The sequence below is a fragment of the Pseudarthrobacter siccitolerans genome (assembly GCF_030823375.1).
Lineage (GTDB): Bacteria > Actinomycetota > Actinomycetes > Actinomycetales > Micrococcaceae > Arthrobacter > Arthrobacter siccitolerans_A.
Genome location: NZ_JAUSXB010000001.1, coordinates 1,644,470 through 1,661,841, shown reverse-complemented (window position 1 = coordinate 1,661,841; position 17,372 = coordinate 1,644,470). Strand labels below are relative to the sequence as shown.

At 63.1% G+C, this 17,372-nt stretch carries 17 protein-coding genes and 1 pseudogene; 9 read left to right on the top strand and 9 right to left on the bottom strand.

Going from position 1 to position 17,372, the window contains the following annotated elements; genetic code table 11:
- Positions 1-708 precede the first annotated feature (708 nt).
- Entirely contained in the window at positions 709-1,932 is a 1,224-nt protein-coding gene (locus QFZ36_RS07780; protein ID WP_306635283.1) for a MinD/ParA family ATP-binding protein, read from the top strand.
- Positions 1,933-2,045: 113 nt separating this feature from the next.
- Here QFZ36_RS07780 and QFZ36_RS07775 read toward each other — a convergent pair.
- Positions 2,046-2,228 (bottom strand): annotated as a pseudogene (locus QFZ36_RS07775) (hypothetical protein); the annotation flags it as partial.
- Between the two features lie 227 nt (positions 2,229-2,455).
- Here QFZ36_RS07775 and QFZ36_RS07770 point away from each other — a divergent pair.
- Positions 2,456-3,187 carry a response regulator transcription factor gene (locus QFZ36_RS07770; RefSeq protein WP_373427027.1) on the top strand — a complete coding sequence of 244 codons (732 nt, stop codon included), beginning with the start codon at positions 2,456-2,458 and terminating at the stop codon, positions 3,185-3,187.
- 32 nt (positions 3,188-3,219) lie between these two features.
- On the opposite strand, the gene QFZ36_RS07765 is transcribed toward QFZ36_RS07770, so the two are convergent.
- A complete protein-coding gene (locus tag QFZ36_RS07765; protein ID WP_306635279.1) occupies positions 3,220-3,582 on the bottom strand; it encodes an Hpt domain-containing protein in 363 nt (120 codons plus the stop codon).
- A 534-nt stretch (positions 3,583-4,116) separates the two neighbouring features.
- Between QFZ36_RS07765 and QFZ36_RS07760 the strand changes: the two genes are divergently transcribed.
- Together QFZ36_RS07760 and QFZ36_RS07755 are read left to right on the top strand one after the other, a co-directional pair.
- A protein-coding gene (locus QFZ36_RS07760) for an IS3 family transposase (RefSeq protein ID WP_306635277.1) occupies positions 4,117-5,312 on the top strand; the annotation gives its coding sequence in 2 pieces (ribosomal slippage) (positions 4,117-4,384 and positions 4,384-5,312; 1,197 coding nt in all).
- A 292-nt stretch (positions 5,313-5,604) separates the two neighbouring features.
- Positions 5,605-5,751, top strand: coding sequence for a hypothetical protein (locus tag QFZ36_RS07755; RefSeq protein ID WP_306635275.1), 147 nt, complete (start codon positions 5,605-5,607; stop codon positions 5,749-5,751).
- A gap of 790 nt (positions 5,752-6,541) precedes the next feature.
- Here the strand turns inward: QFZ36_RS07755 and QFZ36_RS07750 are convergent.
- The 3 genes from QFZ36_RS07750 to QFZ36_RS07740 form a co-directional block, all read right to left on the bottom strand.
- Positions 6,542-8,104 carry an ArnT family glycosyltransferase gene (locus tag QFZ36_RS07750; protein WP_306635273.1) on the bottom strand — a complete coding sequence of 521 codons (1,563 nt, stop codon included), beginning with the start codon at positions 8,102-8,104 and terminating at the stop codon, positions 6,542-6,544.
- Positions 8,101-9,699 carry a glycosyltransferase family 2 protein gene (locus QFZ36_RS07745; protein ID WP_306635271.1) on the bottom strand — a complete coding sequence of 533 codons (1,599 nt, stop codon included), beginning with the start codon at positions 9,697-9,699 and terminating at the stop codon, positions 8,101-8,103. Before QFZ36_RS07745 ends, QFZ36_RS07750 begins: the two co-directional genes overlap by 4 nt.
- A 209-nt stretch (positions 9,700-9,908) precedes the next feature.
- Positions 9,909-10,508, bottom strand: a complete 600-nt coding sequence (locus QFZ36_RS07740; RefSeq protein WP_306635267.1) for a GtrA family protein — start codon at positions 10,506-10,508, stop codon at positions 9,909-9,911.
- A gap of 488 nt (positions 10,509-10,996) precedes the next feature.
- Between QFZ36_RS07740 and QFZ36_RS07735 the strand changes: the two genes are divergently transcribed.
- Together QFZ36_RS07735 and QFZ36_RS07730 are read left to right on the top strand one after the other, a co-directional pair.
- Positions 10,997-11,425 carry an Hsp20/alpha crystallin family protein gene (locus QFZ36_RS07735; RefSeq protein WP_306635261.1) on the top strand — a complete coding sequence of 143 codons (429 nt, stop codon included), beginning with the start codon at positions 10,997-10,999 and terminating at the stop codon, positions 11,423-11,425.
- Positions 11,426-11,842: 417 nt separating this feature from the next.
- The gene (locus QFZ36_RS07730; RefSeq protein ID WP_306635256.1) at positions 11,843-12,031 is read left to right on the top strand and encodes a hypothetical protein; all 189 of its coding nucleotides are present in this window, start codon (positions 11,843-11,845) and stop codon (positions 12,029-12,031) included.
- Positions 12,032-12,234: 203 nt separating this feature from the next.
- Here the strand turns inward: QFZ36_RS07730 and QFZ36_RS07725 are convergent, their stop codons facing one another.
- The 3 genes from QFZ36_RS07725 to QFZ36_RS07715 form a co-directional block, all read right to left on the bottom strand.
- The gene (locus QFZ36_RS07725) at positions 12,235-12,711 is read right to left on the bottom strand and encodes an Hsp20/alpha crystallin family protein (RefSeq protein WP_306635251.1); all 477 of its coding nucleotides are present in this window, start codon (positions 12,709-12,711) and stop codon (positions 12,235-12,237) included.
- A 125-nt stretch (positions 12,712-12,836) separates the two neighbouring features.
- The gene (locus QFZ36_RS07720) at positions 12,837-13,106 is read right to left on the bottom strand and encodes a hypothetical protein (protein WP_306635249.1); all 270 of its coding nucleotides are present in this window, start codon (positions 13,104-13,106) and stop codon (positions 12,837-12,839) included.
- A 47-nt stretch (positions 13,107-13,153) separates the two neighbouring features.
- Positions 13,154-13,762 carry an NADPH-dependent FMN reductase gene (locus QFZ36_RS07715; RefSeq protein ID WP_306635248.1) on the bottom strand — a complete coding sequence of 203 codons (609 nt, stop codon included), beginning with the start codon at positions 13,760-13,762 and terminating at the stop codon, positions 13,154-13,156.
- 180 nt (positions 13,763-13,942) lie between these two features.
- On the opposite strand from QFZ36_RS07715, the gene QFZ36_RS07710 reads away from it, so the two are divergent.
- The 3 genes from QFZ36_RS07710 (at position 13,943) to QFZ36_RS07700 (ending at position 16,707) form a co-directional block, all read left to right on the top strand.
- On the top strand, positions 13,943-14,242 hold the full coding sequence (locus QFZ36_RS07710) for a DUF4193 domain-containing protein (RefSeq protein WP_306635246.1): 300 nt from the start codon (positions 13,943-13,945) through the stop codon (positions 14,240-14,242).
- Positions 14,243-14,367: 125 nt separating this feature from the next.
- The gene (ftsH, locus tag QFZ36_RS07705; protein WP_306635244.1) at positions 14,368-16,347 is read left to right on the top strand and encodes an ATP-dependent zinc metalloprotease FtsH; all 1,980 of its coding nucleotides are present in this window, start codon (positions 14,368-14,370) and stop codon (positions 16,345-16,347) included.
- Between the two features lie 33 nt (positions 16,348-16,380).
- Positions 16,381-16,707, top strand: a complete 327-nt coding sequence (locus QFZ36_RS07700; protein WP_306635242.1) for a histone-like nucleoid-structuring protein Lsr2 — start codon at positions 16,381-16,383, stop codon at positions 16,705-16,707.
- Positions 16,708-17,039: 332 nt separating this feature from the next.
- Here QFZ36_RS07700 and QFZ36_RS07695 read toward each other — a convergent pair whose 3' ends face one another.
- Entirely contained in the window at positions 17,040-17,345 is a 306-nt protein-coding gene (locus QFZ36_RS07695) for a hypothetical protein (protein ID WP_306635241.1), read from the bottom strand.
- Positions 17,346-17,372: the final 27 nt, after the last annotated feature.

Genomic DNA, 17,372 nt, shown 5'->3' with positions numbered 1-17,372 from the left:
ATGGAGGCACATACGACATGCGGTACTCGCGCAGGGAGCTGAGGCAGCGAAAAATAAGGGTACTTTGCTATTTTCTACTCATTACGTTGGCCGTCGTGACCGTCGGTGTCGTACTGATCGCATTACGAAGGTAGCTCCTGCATGGGGCGCCTCCTCTCAACGCAACTTGTCATTGCACTGGTCACGTGGTTAGGTCGGAGTGAACGGGATCACCTGACCGATGGAGGCTATTGTGGCTATTTCTGAGTATGCATTTTCGCTGTGCGTGCTTTTGGCCACGCTGTTGATTCCCGTCCTTGTCCTGCACCAAGTGCTCTGGCTTAAGCGCCGGGCCGTCCGGATCGCCGCCCCCGTCGCACCACGAGGTAACCGCCGATAGCCATGCCATACGTCGATATCAATCCCCACAAAGGCCGCCCCAAGTGGCAGGGCTACGCCGTCTTGGCCATCCTCCTAGTCCTCACCGCGGCAGTGGTGGGAGCCGCGCTCGCGCGCTTCTGAACGGTTTTGTCTGTCCAAGCCCCTAGACTTACTGATTAAACTAGCGCAGCAAGACAGTTTGCCGAAACGTCCTGGGGGACATATATGCCCGATCCGGCGGATCAGAACGCACGCGCTCATGCAGAGGATGCAGGGCAGCCGCAGCGGCGCCGACGCCGTGACCTTCGTCGCGCCGACGACGAGCTGTCGGATGCCCGGACAGGAACCATGCCAGCTGTAACACCTAACACTTCGAGTCAGCCCGACGCCGGCCAGCCCGTGACGAGAAGGACTTCCTGGGCTGAGGCGGCCGCCGCAGCCGATAAGGCAAAGCCAGCAATCCGCGTTCCGGCCCCCACCCGGTCGCCGGCATCCGCGCAGGCTGCCTGGCAGGACACCGGTCCCTCCGTGCCAGCCGGCGCTGACACTGAAGCCGCGCCGCCGCGGTCTGACGCTCCCTCCGAAACTCCCACGTTCCGCCGCAGCCGGCCCACCGTTGCCGACGCCATTGCGGAAAGCCCTATGCCTGACTTCATCAGCTCGCCCGGGCTGTTTGTGAAAGAGCAGAAGCCGCGCCCTGTGGGCGGTTTCCGCGGAGCGATCTACAACATGACCGGCGGGGCCTGGAATATGGGCCCCGGCGCGAAGCAACGCCAGGAAGAAGAACTGGGGCGCCGCATTTCCCGGCAACTGCAGGGCAGTTACAACACCGCGATCCTGAGCCTCAAGGGCGGGATCGGCAAGACCTCCACCACGGTGGGGGTCGGCCTGACCCTGGCGGAGTACCGAGGTGACGCGCCGTGCGCGATCGACGCCAACCCAGATTCCGGTGACCTGGTGGAACGCGCCTTGGGGGAGGGAATCTACCAGCAGTCCAGCCCGCGCACCATCACGGACCTGCTCCGCAACATCGACTCCATTGACTCCCTCACCGGACTGGCCCGCTACATGCACCACGCCGGCCGCCTCCACCTGATCGCGGGAGAGCAGGACCCGGAGGTCTCGGACTCCCTGACGGCCGCCGAGTACCTGCGGATCCGCAAGCTCATCTCCAGCTACTACTCGGTCGCGCTGACTGACTGCGGCACCGGCGTCACGCACAACGCCATGAGCGGAATCCTGCAGTCCGCTGACAATCTCGTCATCGCCGCCGGCTATGCCGTGAGCGGTGCCAAGCGTGCCCGCAGCACCCTGCACTGGCTGGCCGGCCATGGGTACGAGGACCTGGCCCGGAACGCCATTGTGGTGATCACTGATAAGGACGAAGTCTCCTCCCGCGTGGACAAGGACGCCATCGAGGAGCACCTCTCCGGCATCTGCAGGGAGCTGATCGCCGTCCCGCACGACCGTGGTGTCGCAGATGGCGATCTGGTTACTCTCGACGTGCTGAAGCCTGAGACCCGACGTGCTTACAGGGAGATCGCAGCGGCGATTGTGGACGGGTACCGCTAAAGCTCCGGCCGCGAGGCGTGCAGGCGGCTTGGGCCTAAGTGTCTCATTTCGCAGGGGCGTCCCTCGCGCTTTGGAGAAGGCGTGACACTGGTGCTGCCTTCCGCCGTCGAAATCTAACTCTTCTTGGGTTGCTCCTTGGCCTGAGCCGATCTTGACCAGAGTTGTGGCCGAGCAAGCAGCCAATTCTGCAGCTGGTCAAAGATGACCCGTCGCAGATCTAAGTTTGCCCACGGCGCGACAAGAAGGATCACGTCCGGGCCGCCGCCTCTCAGGGCATTTCTTACCTCCGGCATGGCGGCAGCTGCTCGACAGAAATCCTACTAAGACCTCAGGGGCAGGTCCCTTTCGAGGAAGAGACTGGCCAAAGGCGAACCCCCAAGGGGGTATTTCTGCCACGTTCCGGGTAAATTGGCCACAGGCCGGGTTTCCTGGACGGCGCTGGGCCGGTTCGGGGAGACCTAGCAGCTGAGGGGGCAGCTATGAGTGATATGGGCGGGCGGTGATTGTCGAAGATGATGCGGATATGCGAAATCTTCTTGCGGGAGTGCTCGGGCAGGCCGGCTTCGAAGTATACACAGCGGATGACGGACGCTCGGGGGTGGAGATGGTCCGGGACCTGCAGCCCTGCGTGGTCACCTTGGACGTGGGGATGCCGGACATTGATGGGCTTGAGGCTTTGCGGCGGATCCGGCAGTTCAGTGACGCCTACGTCCTCATGCTGACCGGGCGAACGGCTGAGTCCGACGTCTTGACCGCGCTTCAGGCGGGAGCGGATGACTACGTCACGAAGCCTTTTCGTCCGCGCGAGATGAGGGCAAGGATTGCGGCGATGCTGCGCAGGCCCCGGCCGCAGCTGTCCCCGGCGGCGCCGGTATCTATGCCACAGCCTCCTTCGAGTGAGTCCGGGCGCGAGGAGTCGGTGCTCCGGCACAACGGATTGACTCTTGACCACAGGATGCGGACCGTCAAGGTGGGGGGAGAGGGGCTGGACCTGACGCGCAGCGAATTTGATCTCCTTCATGAACTGCTTCGGAGCGCCGGAGCTGTCCGTTCCCGAAGACAACTCGTCGAGACTCTCCGCGGAGGATTCAACGCAGGCGGAGGGTACATCAGCGAGGCAGATGAACGCGCAGTGGAGGTGCACGTTGGTAATCTCCGGCGCAAGCTCCGGGACGATCCTCAATCTCCGCGTTGGCTGCAGACGGTCCGCGGCGTGGGCTACTGCCTGGTCAGGAAGCGCTCAGGCGACGCCTAACTGAGAGCGGGCATTGCGCATACGCCGCTCACTCATGAGTAGCGGAGTTCGATTTCTTTCACGGTGGCGCCGCCGGCTTCCGCAATACTGGTCAGCGTCGTTCGGCCGTTGTCCAGAATGTCTTCACGGATGGCTTGCTCCAGAAGTTCCGCGATTCGTGCCACCCGCAGCCCGCCAATCATTGCGGATGAAACTTTGACGCTGATTGCCGCATCCAGGGCAGCATCCCTGTCCTGGTCTTCGATGGCTGCGGCAAGGCGTTTGAGGCGATGCTTCCAGAGTGCGGCATAGTCTGCCGCGAACCGGCGCATGAGTCCGTGATCGGGAAGTTCTTCCTCAAGTTCATCAAGGATCGCCGAGTCCAGTATCGGAATGTCATGGCCAGCGGGGCTCACGGCCATTCTCCGGCTGTGGAAGGCCCGGACCTGTGCGGCAGGGAGCATTGGGACAGGGGGCCGAGGGGTGTTGGAACTTGTCATAAATTAAGGCTAGGAGACAAGATCCTGGGAATGGGCTGTTTTTCGCTGATCCTGTGCAAACCTGAAGGCTTCCTTGAGCAGGGGCAGGAGACGCTATCTGGAGCAGGCGCGGCAGCGCAGTGGACACGTCGCCATCGTGACATCGTCGCTCAGTTCGGCCTCCAGCTTCGTAGCCAGAGAGGCCAGTTGCTCGCTGCCCATCATCTGGCTGGACGTCGCCAAGCTCAGACTCCGCAAGCGGCTCCGGGACAACTCCAAAAGACCCCCGTGAGTAGAGACAGTGCATGCCATTGGTTACCGTATTACCCCTTAGTTGCCGAGGGCAACGCGGATAGGCGGGCGCCGGTGCGGGTTTTCGTCGTTTCGGCCCCGAATATGCGAATGGGGTTAACCTCTGTTGGTGGACACCTGAAGTAGCGGGATCCTGGGATTCTGCGGGAAGGTGTTCTTGTGAGCACGACACGACGTAAATTCACTCCCGAGTATCGGCGGGAGGCTGCGCGCCTTGTCATCGATACGGGCCGGCCGGTCGCGCCGGTGGCCCGGGAGCTGGGTCTGGGTGAGCAGTTGCTGGGCCGGTGGGTGGCTCAGGAACGGGCCCGCCTGGAGGCTCCCGAGGAGTTCGCTGCGGCTGAGACGGAGAAGTCTGAGCTGGAGCGTTTGCGCAGGGAGAACGCGCAGCTGCGGATGGATAACGAGTTCCTGGGAAAAGCCGCAGCCTTCTTCGCTTCCAAGCAGCAGAATCGGAATGCTTCGAGCTGATGGAGGCCGAGAAGGCTAACTACCCGGTCCAGCGGATGGCCCGGCTTTTGCGTGTGTCCCGGTCCGGGTTCTACGCCTGGCGCCGACGAAGCTCCGAGGAGTCGGAGCGGACCGTGCTGCGGGCGCAACTGGATGCGAAGGTCCGGCGGGTGCACCGGGATTCGACCGGGATCTACGGGGCGCCCAGGGTGCAGGCCGCGTTGGCCAGGAACGGGACCGGCGTTGACCGGAAGACCGTGGCCGCCTCGATGCGCCGGCAAGGCCTGGAAGGGATCTCGCCGCGGCGGTTCCGGCCGGTAGCCCCGATCGGTGAGGCGCGGGTGCATTCGATCCCTGATCTGGTGGCCAGAAAGTGGGACACCGGGGCTTTGGATGCTGTCTGGATCTCGGACATTACGTACCTGCGCACCGGTGAAGGGTGGGTGTATTTGTGTGCTGTCAGGGATGCCTGCTCCCGGCGTGTGATTGGGTGGGCGATGGACTCCACCCAAACCACCAGCCTGGTGGAGCGGGCGCTGCGCATGGCCTACGTCCTGCGCGGCGGCGGCCCGGCCGGGGTCGTGTTCCATGCAGACCGCGGCACCCAGTACACCTCCGCCCAGCTCAACGACGTCTGCTCTGGACTGGGCATCAGGCAGTCCGTCGGGCGGACCGGCGTGTGCTGGGACAACGCGATGCAGGAGTCCTTCTGGTCGACCCTGAAAACCGAGTTTTACGACCGGCGCCGGTGGGCAAACAGGCAGGACGCGATCCGGGAAACAGGACGCTGGATCGAGGAGTTCTACAACCGCTCCCGGCTTCACTCAGCCCTGGGTTACATCACGCCGGTGGAACACGAACAATTCCTCACCAGCAATAAACTTCAGCCGGCACAAGCCGCCTGATCAACTGTCCACGATTTGCGGGTAACCCCACGAACCCTGAGCTAGTGGAGAGCTATGGGTGGCATGGGCACGCCACCGCCGACTACGGCTCTGTTCAGCAAACCGCCCGAAGCTATCACTGAAACAACTGCTACCCACCCGAAAAAACTCAGCGTAACGTCGTTATGCAAGGGTCCCCTCCGCTGAAGATGTTTGCTCTGTTGTAGCAACCCGATTGACGTGACTTGTCAATCGGGTTGTCACATGCTTAGGTGGTGGGCAGTAAGGGAACTTGTGACCGATGGAGAGTACTGTGACCGTGTCTGACTACGCCCTGGCGTTGTGCGCTCTACTGGGCACTTTGCTGGTTCCCTTCGTTGTCCTGTACCAGATGCTGCGGCTCAAGCGCCGCACACTCGGGATCCCCGTCCGGACCGCACACAGAGGTAACCAGCGCTGACCATGCCGTATGTCGATATCAACCCCCACAAAAGCCGTCCCAAGTGGGTGGGCTACACGATCCTTGCCGTTCTCCTGATGCTCACGGCAACTGTGGTATCGGCCGCCCTCATCCACCACTGACGGTGGGCAGCGGGCAGCGCTTCCTGCTGACCCCCTAGACACACTGATTGAACGAGTGGCGCAGAACCGTCCGGGAGACAGACATGCCACATCCGGCGGATCAGAATGCAGGCGCCCGAGCAGAGGACGCAGGGCAGCCGCAACTGCGGACGCCGCGACATTAGTTGTGCGGACGGTTCGGTATGATCGCTGCCGCCATTGTGGACGGGTACCGGTAGCCTCTCCCTGCCCCTTGGCGGCGGTGCGAGCCGGCACTCTGGTGGGTGCCGCCGTCGTACTCCCGCTGATTGCGAGGCACCTCCTCATTTTCGCTACGGGATTCCCTAGCCGGGAAAGCAGGAGCGCTGAGCACCTGAATCCAGGCCCGCAGCGCTCATTTCCCCAATACCGGCTACCGCGCGGTATAGTCCTCAGCGGCCTTCCGCAGACGGCGATGGGCGCCCCGTACGCCTGGGCTTTGTGCGCAACCCTCTCTACTGAACGTCGGCAGCTTCAGGTTCCCCCGCCGCCGTCGTAACCGGCAGTTCCGGGCGCCCATCCGCCCCGTCTTGTACAGCACGGGCGCGACGACGATCCCCACCACCAGCCACAGCAGGCCCAGAAGCTGGACATCTCCGGTAAACCCTGAATCCGGCTGTGCTGGATCGGCTTCATCGATTTCCCCGCACTCACTTCGGAATCTGATCAAACCTCTGGTAGATCCGCCATGTGTGGCCACTGGCGGGGTCGGTCACCGTGTCAGTGCGGGTGAATCCGAACTCCTCCGGCCGCAGCTGCCGGCCAATGCCGGTGCTGCCGTCCAGGACGACCAGCTGGAAGTAGTTGTCGGCCAGTGCGTTCTGGTAGGCCTCCAATCCCTCGAGCGGTGCCTTGCCGGCTGCTGTGGGGTCGTTATAGAAGAACGAGTGTTCGTAGGTCGCCGTCCACTGCCACGGGTCGGTCTTTTCTTCCAGCGAGTACGTAAGGGGTTCGGGGACCTCAGCCAGCGCCCGTATCCACGGCATTGAGTCAACCGCGTACGTGACCGTATCCCGCAGCGGGGTGGTGTTGGGCCAGTCGTGGAACAGCTTCTCAGACTGGATGAGCCCGCTGATGAGCGTGGCGTAGCAAATCCCGACGACGAGCAGGACGGAGAGCCGCCGCGCTGCGCGCACCAGGGCCGAGAGCATGACCCCGGCCAACGGGGCACCGAAGATGATGCCCAGCGTCAGGTGTTTGTGCAGGGACGCCGCCTCGCCCATCCAGATCTGGAAACCGGTGGCCGCCAGCGTTCCCGCGAGCAGCACCGCGGCGAGGATGGGCTGGCGGCGCATCAGGAAAATCCCGCCGGCGATCATCAAGGCAAAGGTGATGCCGGCCCAGCCCCCGACGTCGCTCACGAGAGTCCAGGCAGGCAATTTCTGCACCAGCTCGGTCCGGTTGGTGGTGGTCGCCTGGAGGCCGACAACGAGGTCCGAGGCCCACGTCAGTACGCAGCCGATAAGAATTGCCAGTGTGGTCATCCCGGCAACTGCCCCGCGCGCCACCGAGCGCCAGCGGGTGGATCGCACCGCCCACCCCACCACCAGGGTCAGCACCATGACGAACGGGACGTCGACGGCGGAAGAGTACTTCAGCAGCACCGCCAGGGAGCACAGGGCACCGATCGGCACGCCCCACAGGACTGATCGGTTGCGCTTGCTCGACCAGATACTCAGGGCTGCCGCCCACGCGACCAGGGTGAAGCTGGGAGCGTCGAAGGTGGCGAAGTTGGACAGGAAGGTCACCGGCGCGGACAGGGCAAAAACGAAGGCGGAGAAGACACCTGCCGTTCGCGGCCGCGGATGGTGTTCGAAGAGGACGCTCGCGCCCCAGTAGACCGCGAGGGTTGCACTGAGCATGCATGCTGTGGAGAACAGCCGGGCAAGGCCCAGGCCGCCGAGATGATCCAGCAACGCCGCCAGCACTGGGTAGAGCATCGGAGAGCCCGAGAAGAACACCTCGGGATGGGTGTACACCTCAACGTGGGGGTCGGTCCAGGATTGCAGGATCCAGCCGCCGGTGTAGAGGTAAAGCGCCTCATCCTGGAAGGCCGTGTTGCTCAGCCGCAAGGCTGAGACCGCCTGCACCAGCAGGATCAGGGCGATCGGGATATGCCGGATGTACTTGTCTGCCCCGGCCCTTTTGGCGGGCGGAAGGAAGGACTCTGCGGCGGCCCGCCACGTCGGACGGGTCTCGTTCGTGATGCTCATGCCGTCTCCTCCATCATGGTTGCCGGCGCCGTCCTGGCGACGGCGGGTCGCTCCCAGCCCAGCGCGAGCGCCCCCACCGGGACGAAGACGTAGGCCGAGAGCGCGAAGAGGGCTATGGTGGCCCAGAACTGTTCCAGCCCGAACCGGAAGGCCGCAGCACCCAGGCCGGCCAAGGTCAGCGCCTGTGTGACCAGCACGTAGGGGCCCATGAAGGAACGGACCCGCTGGCCGATGGGCACCTGCGCGGACGTGCTGCCGGTTGGCACCCATTCCGAAACCAGGCCCCTGAACATGTCGGCGATGCAGAAAAGATGGGCGAAACCGTAAATGGCCTGCACCCGCAAAACCTCGACCCGCCATCGGCCCAGGGAGACCATTGGCAACACAACCAGCCACAGGACCACCGCGCCCAGGAGGGGCAGGGAATAGAGAGGGGTGACGTTCTGCGGAAACAGAAACGCCATTACCAACAGGGGAACTGGCGCCGTCAGGGCAATCATCGCGGTGCTCATGTAGTAGAGGAAACCCGACCAGAAGCTCATCCGCTGCCGGAGGGTCAGTGACTCGGTGTTGTGGAATGATTCCGCCGCCACCAGTGACATGGAGCCTTCGCACCACCGGTACTGCTGTGCGATGAAGGAATCGATGTCCGTGGGTGACTGGCCCCGTGAAACCAGCGTGGGAACGTACTTCAGCTGGTAGCCGCGTTCCTGCATGTGCAGGCCGGTGTAGACGTCCTCGCTGTGGCCGATCAGCGGGAAGCCGCCGATCGCGGCGAGCGCTTTGCGGCGGTAGACGGCCGACGTGCCCACGCAGATTGCCCCGCCCACCGCATCGCGCGAGGGCTGGATGAAGCGGTAGAACAACTCTTGTGTGGCTCCGGCGCACCGCTCCAGCCAGGACATCGATCGGTCGGTGTAGAAGTGCTGCGGGCTTTGCACGATGCCGACGGTGGGGTCGTCCATGTACGGCACGAGCTCCAGGAGGAAGTCAGGCCGCGGCACAAAGTCCGCATCGAAGATGACGATGTGGTCGCCGGACGTGCGCTCGTAGGCATGCTGGAGGTTTCCGGCCTTTTTATGCGCGCTGCCAGGGCGGGCCAGGTAAGCAAAGCCGTTGCGGGCGGCGAGATCGCGGACCTCGCCGCGCCCGGCGTCGTCGAGCACGTAGACCTTTAGGTCGCCAGGCCATGCCAGATTACTGACGTGATGAGCCGTGTTGGCCAGCACATCCAGGTCCTCTCCGCAGGTGGGAATGAAGACGTCGATACTCGGGACATGGCTTGGGTTCCACAATTCGACGGTGGCTGCGTGGTCAGCCAGGGACAAGCGCCGAGGGAAGGTTGAAGTCCGCAAGCTCAGCAGCTGTTCGGCCACAAGCAGGACGAGGGGCAGGATGAACACCAGTGTCCAGTAGGACTCGGTGGCCAGGCCGACGAAACTGACCGTCACCCCGCCCGTGGCCAGGGCAGAAACCCCGAACATCCAGCGGTGCTGCGGGGTGCGGAGGTAGGAATACTTTTCTTCGTCAGTGGGCGGCATAAGCCAACCGAAGCTCGTGTGGCTGGCAACGGTGATGAGGCTGGGCATTTTCATGAGGAGTATCCCTTGCTGCAAGGGGTCTGGTCCTTGTTGGTGACCAGACCAGGGCGGCCTTCACCACGGACATAAGCCGGGGCGGTAGGGTGCTGGCTCCGGCGTCGGTCTATGGGCCGGGTCAAAAACCGTGCTGGGCCAGATTGGGCAGGTATGTGCCTACAGTGCCGAGCATCAAAAAGGAATCAGGGTTATTGCGGCGGTGTCCCCTACGGGGTTGCAGGTTCGCGGTTGCGAGCCGGTTGCTTGCGCCGGTAAACCACCCGGCTGGTGAAGAGGAACCGGCCGACGAACGCGAGGGCCAGCGTCACGGCCTGCGCAAGGAGCGCCCAGATGTGCATCAGATCGACGAGCAGGATCAGGAACGGAAGCCGGACCAGTGCCTCGGCGCTGTTGAACAGCTGGTGGTGAGTCAACCGGGCCCGCCAGGAGCCGGCGCCGTCACGCATGTCGCGAAATACAAACCGTTCCTGGAGCACAAAATTGTGCAGGATTGAGACTTCAGCGGCCACCACCGCAGCCGGGACGTAGTTGATGTCCACTAGGCCGTGCACCAGCAGTGCCATAACCAGCAGGTTGACCAGCGTTCCGAGCGCCCCAACTGCGGCGAACCGGGTCATCCGGCCCGTCCGGGCGCTTGCAGCCTGATAGAGCTTTTGGAATCCGCTGCGCCAGCCCTCGGTGCCCTCTCCGGCCACGCGCTCGCCGAATGTGAAGGGCAGTCCCCGGAAACGCAGGTCACGGCGTGGCCTTGGCTGGGGGAGGGGCTTGAGGGTGCGGGGACGCAGCTGCATATCATCGAAAGTCATGGTTGCTCCCGTATTTTTTGCAGGGGCCATCACTTCGAAGACTTGCCATGAACGGGAGAACGTCCACTTGCGAGCCAGCGGTGTTGGCCACTGCCTCGTGGGACCTTCTATTTGCAACGCCGTTTACCGGCGGTGAAATCAGCGTAGGTCGGCGTCAGGTGCCTTTTATATAAGTGGAAGTACCTCTCTTTTGCATTAGGGGCTACTTGGTTCTTGCCTGGGTCCCCTGCAGCTTGCGGGCCGCCGGCGCTCAGGTCCAAGAAGGCCTGCAGGCCTCCGACGCCCCTTCATTGCCTTGGCTTCGCCGTTGCCAAACTGCTGCCGCTCCCATCCCGGTGCGGACTCGGGTGCCACGTCCAGCAGGAACGCTTTCCCGGAGTTTGCAATGATTTTTCGGTGCAACCTCTTGTCCGTTTTTGGCCCCGGTGCTATAAGAATCTATGTCAGCGGATATAGATCCGGTCACTTGATGATCAAGGAGGTATGTCATGTTGATGATGAGTGATCCGTTCCGCCAGCTTGACCGGCTGACGCAGCAGGTCTTGGGTTCGACGGCACATCCGGCCGCGATGCCTTTGGATGCCTGGCGTGAAGGCAACGAATTCGTGGTGGCGGTTGACCTGCCTGGTGTGGAGGCCGAGTCGATCGACGTGAACGTTGAGCAGAACGTTCTCACCGTCCATGCCGAGCGCAAGGACACTGTTGGTGAAGGTGTTGAGTTGATCGCTTCCGAGCGGCCGCGCGGTGTCTTTAGCCGCCAGCTGATCCTGGGCGAAGCGCTCGATACCGAACATGTGAAAGCCGGCTACGGCGGTGGCGTCCTGACGCTTCGCATCCCGGTGGCCGAGAAGGCGCAGCCCCGGAAGATCGAAATCATGTCCGGAGCCAACACGCAACAGCAGCAGATCAACGCTTAACTGACCCGGACGGGTGCCGAGGCCAAGGCTGCACCAGGGCGGCTGGTTTCATCGCATGACGCCACGGCGACTTCAGCGCACAAGCAGCATCGAGGCAAGGGCATCCGTCCCCGAAAAAGCGGTCCCCGGTCCCCGCGGCCCGGGGACCGCTTTCATGCCGCACCGCGAACCACAACAACACCTCGGGATTGTCTTGGACTTGGGCACGGTGCCATCCGATGCAACAGGGCATCCTTGCCCAACAGGCCAAATTGCCCTGAGGCGACGTGATTGGAGGTAGGGACATTGACAATTCAGTACATGGACGACGGTTTCGCACCGCATGTCGACCGTGGATTCGACACAGCAAAGGCACGTCTTGAACCGAGCAGACTGGGCATGGATCGGGACGGGGAGACTGGGAAGCACTCCCGAGCCATGGTCGAACACATCCTCGCCCTCGAATCCGAACGCGTCCCGGCTGTCACTGCTGAACTGTTCGCCGAGACGATTGCCGTGGCGAATGCCGTGCGGCAGGCCCAGGGAAGAGGACCGGTTACATCGCTGCGCGCCCGGGACTTTTGGGAAATTCTCAAGGACCTGATCGACAGCGTCCTTGAACAGTAAGCGAACCGGCTCGCCCGCATTGCCGCCTGCAGGTGCCGCATCCGGGAGGGTTCCATGCCCGGGTGGGGGCGGACCGTCCCGTGGCCGGTATATCCGGCTGGCCGGCCACGGGTTTGCGTTCGGCCTTTACTGCCTGGACGTTGCACCCCAACGTCCAGAGTCGATCCAGGCCCGCCCTCCGTTACCGGCCGGCGGCGGACGCTTTAGGCCTGGGTCCCGCCTGTTCCGGCTGAACCAGCAGTGGTGCCGGCGCCGGATCCGGCAGCAGTGCCTCCTCTGCTGACGGGGATTTTCCGGGACGCCGTCCCTGTCTCTTCGGGCAGCGGGATGCGGATTTCGAGGATCCCGTCATGGTAGGTCGCCCGGATGTCACTTTCGCTGACGTGCCCTGGCAGGCTTACGTTGCGGGAGAAGGTCCCGTACCGGAACTCGGAGCGGTAGCCCTCTTTGTCCTTGTGTTCGGACTTCTCCTCGTGCCGTACGTTGATCCGCAGGTCGTTTCCGACCAGTTCGATGTCGACGTCTTTCTCAGGATCGATTCCCGGGACTTCGGCCTTGACCACCATGGACCCGGCGTCACGGTATTCCTCAACCCGAAGCCAGGAAGCCATATCCCCTTCCAGGAGCCGGCGGAAGGGTTCAGTGATGTCAGCGCCACCCCAGCGCATAATGTTGGCCATCGCGGCCACCTCCTTCTCTGCTGCCCGGCCTTTCGGCAACCGCCGGACCAGGCCGGGATCCCTTTGTGGACACCAATAAGATACGCCCACGAAGCTGTGGTGATAAGGGCTTCCTGCGGACCTGTCTAGCGTTCCGCGGCAGGTCCGTCCGGGCCCGGCGGACCTTCCTGGAACAGGTGCTCGAAGGCCAGGTCATCTGCTGCCAGGGTGAGCAGGTCCAGGAGCTCACCCTCACACAGTCCCGAGGCCTCGCTCACCTCCGCCAAGGACGAGGCCCCGCTGGCGAGCAGAGCCGACGCCGAGCCCCGCAATGCCGCATACGCGGCGTCCAAGGTCGCCTCGGCGGCCCCGATTACTGTTGCCAGGACCCGCAGCTGCTCAAGCTCGGCACTCATTGCTGCTCCCTCCCGCACGCGTTCAGGAAATGTTGCCCGTTCTCGACCTACTCACTGCCCGGGGCGGCAAGAACATAGGAACGCTTGTCCTCATCCTTGACCGGGCGCAGGACCTTTAGCGCACCGGCCCAGGCAATGACCTGGTCAAGAAGGGTCTGCAGGTTCTTCTCCGAAGCCTCCGAGGGCGTGAACGTCCGGTAGTTTTCAAACTCACTGGCCAGGGACAGGGCGACCTGGGCACGGACGTCCGCCATTTGCAGTTCCCCGGCAATGGTCCGCAAGTGCTCCACCGCCCGGGTACCACCGGCGCTTCCGTAGCTAACGAACCCGGCGGCCTTGTTGTTCCATTCCTTGTAAAGGTAGTCCAGGGCGTTCTTCAGCGCCCCGGGAACGGAATGGTTGTATTCGCCAGTGACAAAAATGTAGCCATCGAAAGCGGCCACCGCGTCGGACCAGGCCTTCGTGTGCACGTGGCTGTACCTGCCTGTGGACGGCGGCAGGGGCTCATCCAGCAGCGGCAGATTGAAATCGGCGACGTCCAGGACCTCGAACGCCGCGTCCTCGCGCTCCGCTGCCCGTGCGTGCACCCACTCGGACATAGCCTTTCCGAGCCGTCCCGGGCGGGTGCTCCCCAGCACGATTGCTATGCGAATCATGGCGGAACTCCTTTCGATACTTCTTTGGTCCGCCAAAATAAACAACCCGGAGGGCGAAAATCTTCCATCCCGGCCCCCGCTTTTTCGGGTTTCCCCGCCGGGGAGCTGGCAGGGAATAAGGCGCCACCGTGCCGGGTTTAGCAGGGATCCCTGACAGATTGGAAGTGAAGGAGAAACTGAGTGTCCGTTGACTACGACGCCCCACGGGCGACGGTAGAAGATGAGGCCACCGAGTCCCTCGAGGAGCTCAAGACAGATGGTGCCACCCCCAAGGGGGCGGTCATCGACGTCGATGAGGCCGATCTCGCCGAAGCTTTCGAACTGCCCGGCGCAGACCTGTCCGGCGAGGAACTGCTGGTCCAGATCATCCCGGTCCAGGCGGACGAATTCACCTGTATGTCCTGCTTCCTTGTTCACCACCGCAGCCAGCTCGCCAAGGAAAGGGACGGAAACAAGTACTGCACCGAATGCGAGGACTGAACCGCCTCGCCCGCTGCAACGTCGATCGCCGCACCAGGGAAATAGGTGGACGGGCTGGGTTGACGGCGGGCCGGGACTGTAGCTAAAACGTGAACACCGAAAGTTATGGATTTCGGAGGTGAATCGTGAACGATCCTGCCGCACGTCAAAACAAGCTGGGCGAGAACGGTCCCGCGTCCCCCTCTGGTTCCCGGCCCAAGGTGCCGTGGCGGACGGAGGGCCTGCCGGCGCCCCGGCCCGAGCCCGGAAAATCGCGGCGGTGGTGGCGGACTCTACTGATTGCCGCCCTGTACGTGGCCGTGTTCGCTGCCCTGACGGTTCAGGACCAGCAGAACCAGCCACAATCCGTCCCTTACACCGAATTCAAGGCTCAGGTGCGGGAGAACAACATTGCGGAGATCTTCGCAAAGGGCCAGAGCATCGAGGGTAGCCTACGCAGCGGAAAGCCCCTGCCCGACAGCGACGGCAGGAACTACAACCAGTTCACCACTGAGCGGCCCCTCTTTGCTGATGACAACCTGCTGAGCGAACTCGAGCAGAACGACGTCACGGTCCGGGCCACCCCGCTCGTTGAGGAACGCGGGGTCCTGACAAACCTGCTGATCTCAATGGCCCCCATCGCGCTCCTGGTCCTCTTTTACCTTTGGCTGTTCAAGAAGCAGTCGGGCATGCTCGGAATGGGCGGCTTCGGGGCCGGGAAAAAGTTTCAGCCCGTGGACCCCGACAAGGTCCGGGTATCGTTCCAGGACGTTGCCGGCATTGATGAGGTCGAGGCCGAGATCTCTGAAGTCGTTGACTTCCTTAAAGACCCCAAGAGGTACCAGGCGATCGGCGCCAAACCACCCAAAGGCGTCCTTCTCAGCGGCCCTCCGGGGACCGGGAAAACCTTGCTGGCCCGGGCCACTGCCGGTGAAGCCGGGGTACCTTTCTTCCACGCCAGTTCCTCCGAGTTCGTTGAAATGGTCGTCGGGGTCGGGGCCAGCCGGGTCCGTGAGCTCTTCCAGGCCGCCCGCAGCGCTGCCCCTTCAATCATTTTCATCGATGAGATCGACGCTATCGGGCGCAAGAGAAGCGGCTCCCTTGCCGTCGGCGGACACGATGAACGCGAACAAACCCTGAACCAGATCCTCACCGAAATGGACGGATTCTCCTCGTCCGAAGGAATCGTTGTTCTGGCGGCCACAAACCGGCCCGACGTCCTCGACCCGGCCCTGCTGCGCCCGGGCCGGTTCGACCGCTCCATCACCGTCCACGCCCCCGATCAGGCAGGCCGTGCCCAGATCCTGCGCGTCCACGCCGGAAACATCAAGCTCGCCGCTGATATGGACCTTGATGCCATCAGCCGCATCACCCCAGGCATGACCGGCGCCGAACTGGCCAACCTCGTCAACGAGGCAGCATTGCTGGCCGTCAAACGCTCCCACCCTGCAGTCACGCAGCGGGACCTGCTTGACGCGCTGGAAAAGGTCCAGCTGGGCACCGTCAGGAACGTGGTTATGCCTCCGGAGGAACGCAGGCGCACCGCCTACCACGAGTCCGGGCACGCACTTCTGGGAATGCTCGAGCCCGGCGCCGATCCAGTCCGGAAAATCTCCATCATCCCGCGCGGCCGTGCCCTCGGCGTCACCCTTTCCACACCCGATACAGACCGGTACGGGTACGACGAAAACTATCTCAAGGGCAGGATCGTCGGTGCACTGGGTGGCATGGCGGCCGAAGACCTCGTCTTCGGAGTCGTCACCACCGGCGCCGAAAGCGACCTGCAGACCAGCACCCACCTTGCCCGGATGATGGTTGGCCGGTGGGGCATGTCAAAACGCATCGGGCCGGTCCAGGTCCTCCCCGAAGAAGGGGACCCGCGCGCTGCCGGTGTCTCCGAAGGCATGCTGGACGTCGTCGCCGAGGAAGTACGGACCCTGGTGGAGCAATGCCACCAGCGCGCCCTGGCACTCCTGCAGGAAAACCGCTGGCGCCTCGACAACCTTGCCCAACGACTCCTGGAAAAAGAAACCCTCGATGAACAAGAAATCTATGAAACCGCAGGCCTGCAGCGCCCCGAGGCAAAAGCTTTGCCGCAGCATCACCAGACAACAACCGCGATATGAGGGGAACACATAGGCCGCTGGTAGTGTCTTTAAGTGGCGATTAAACAAATCATGATTCTTGTAGATGACTTGGATGGCAGCGACGCCGACGAGACGGTGAGCTTCGCCCTCGACGGCAATCCCTACGAGATCGACCTCAATAGCAGCCACGCCGAAGAACTGCGCTCGATCCTGCGCCCGTATGTTGAGGCCGGACGCAAAGAAGCCCCAAGGGCCCGGACCAAGCGCCGCCCCACCCGCGAGAACATCGCCCCGACAACAGCACAGGTCCGCGCTTGGGCCCAAGCGCAAGGCATTACCGTGAACAACCGCGGCCGTGTCGGTGCCGAAATTCTGGCCCAGTACGAAGCAGCCCACTGACTCTTTCGCCTTGCGCGGCGGTGAGAGCGCAGCGAAACCATTGCATCAGCATCGAGCTGGTCGCCCCTCCGGACGTGCCAGAACTCTGGTCTACGATGAAGCGCTCATCACGCTGCAGCTGAACTGTTTGCTTCAGAGTTGTTCCGCCGGTGGGAAAACTAGCGGGCCGTTTCAGACTTTCCCAGTGACGTGGACCGAGTCTGCCAAAGACTTAGTCCCGGCCTAATGCGGGCTGGGCCCGGTTGACGGCTTCACCCGGCACCGACTGCTCGTTCCGCGCAAACGGCACCGCGCCAGTCGCCGGGGTTCGGGGCACCGGGCTGCCTTCTGTTCTACAATTCCTCTTCACGGGCGTCAGGGTAGTCCTCTTCGTCGTCGAGGGAGGGGGCCACGGCCTGTTCGACCAAGTCCGCTTCCGCGGCGTCCGCTTCTGCGGCGCCGGCTATCCCCGTGAAGCCCGTACTGCCGGGCTTCACACCGGTGTGTTGCTCGATAACATCCGCTTCCGGGGCGTCATCAGGCAGCGGGTCCAAAACAGCGGGCAGGTCGGAATCCTCTGGCAGGACAGGCGTCTGCTGCTCAAGGGCATCAGCTTCCGGTACGTCCCGGGGCATTTCTGGTTGTGAGCCAATGTTCATCGTCTTCCTCCCTAACCATCGAGTAGT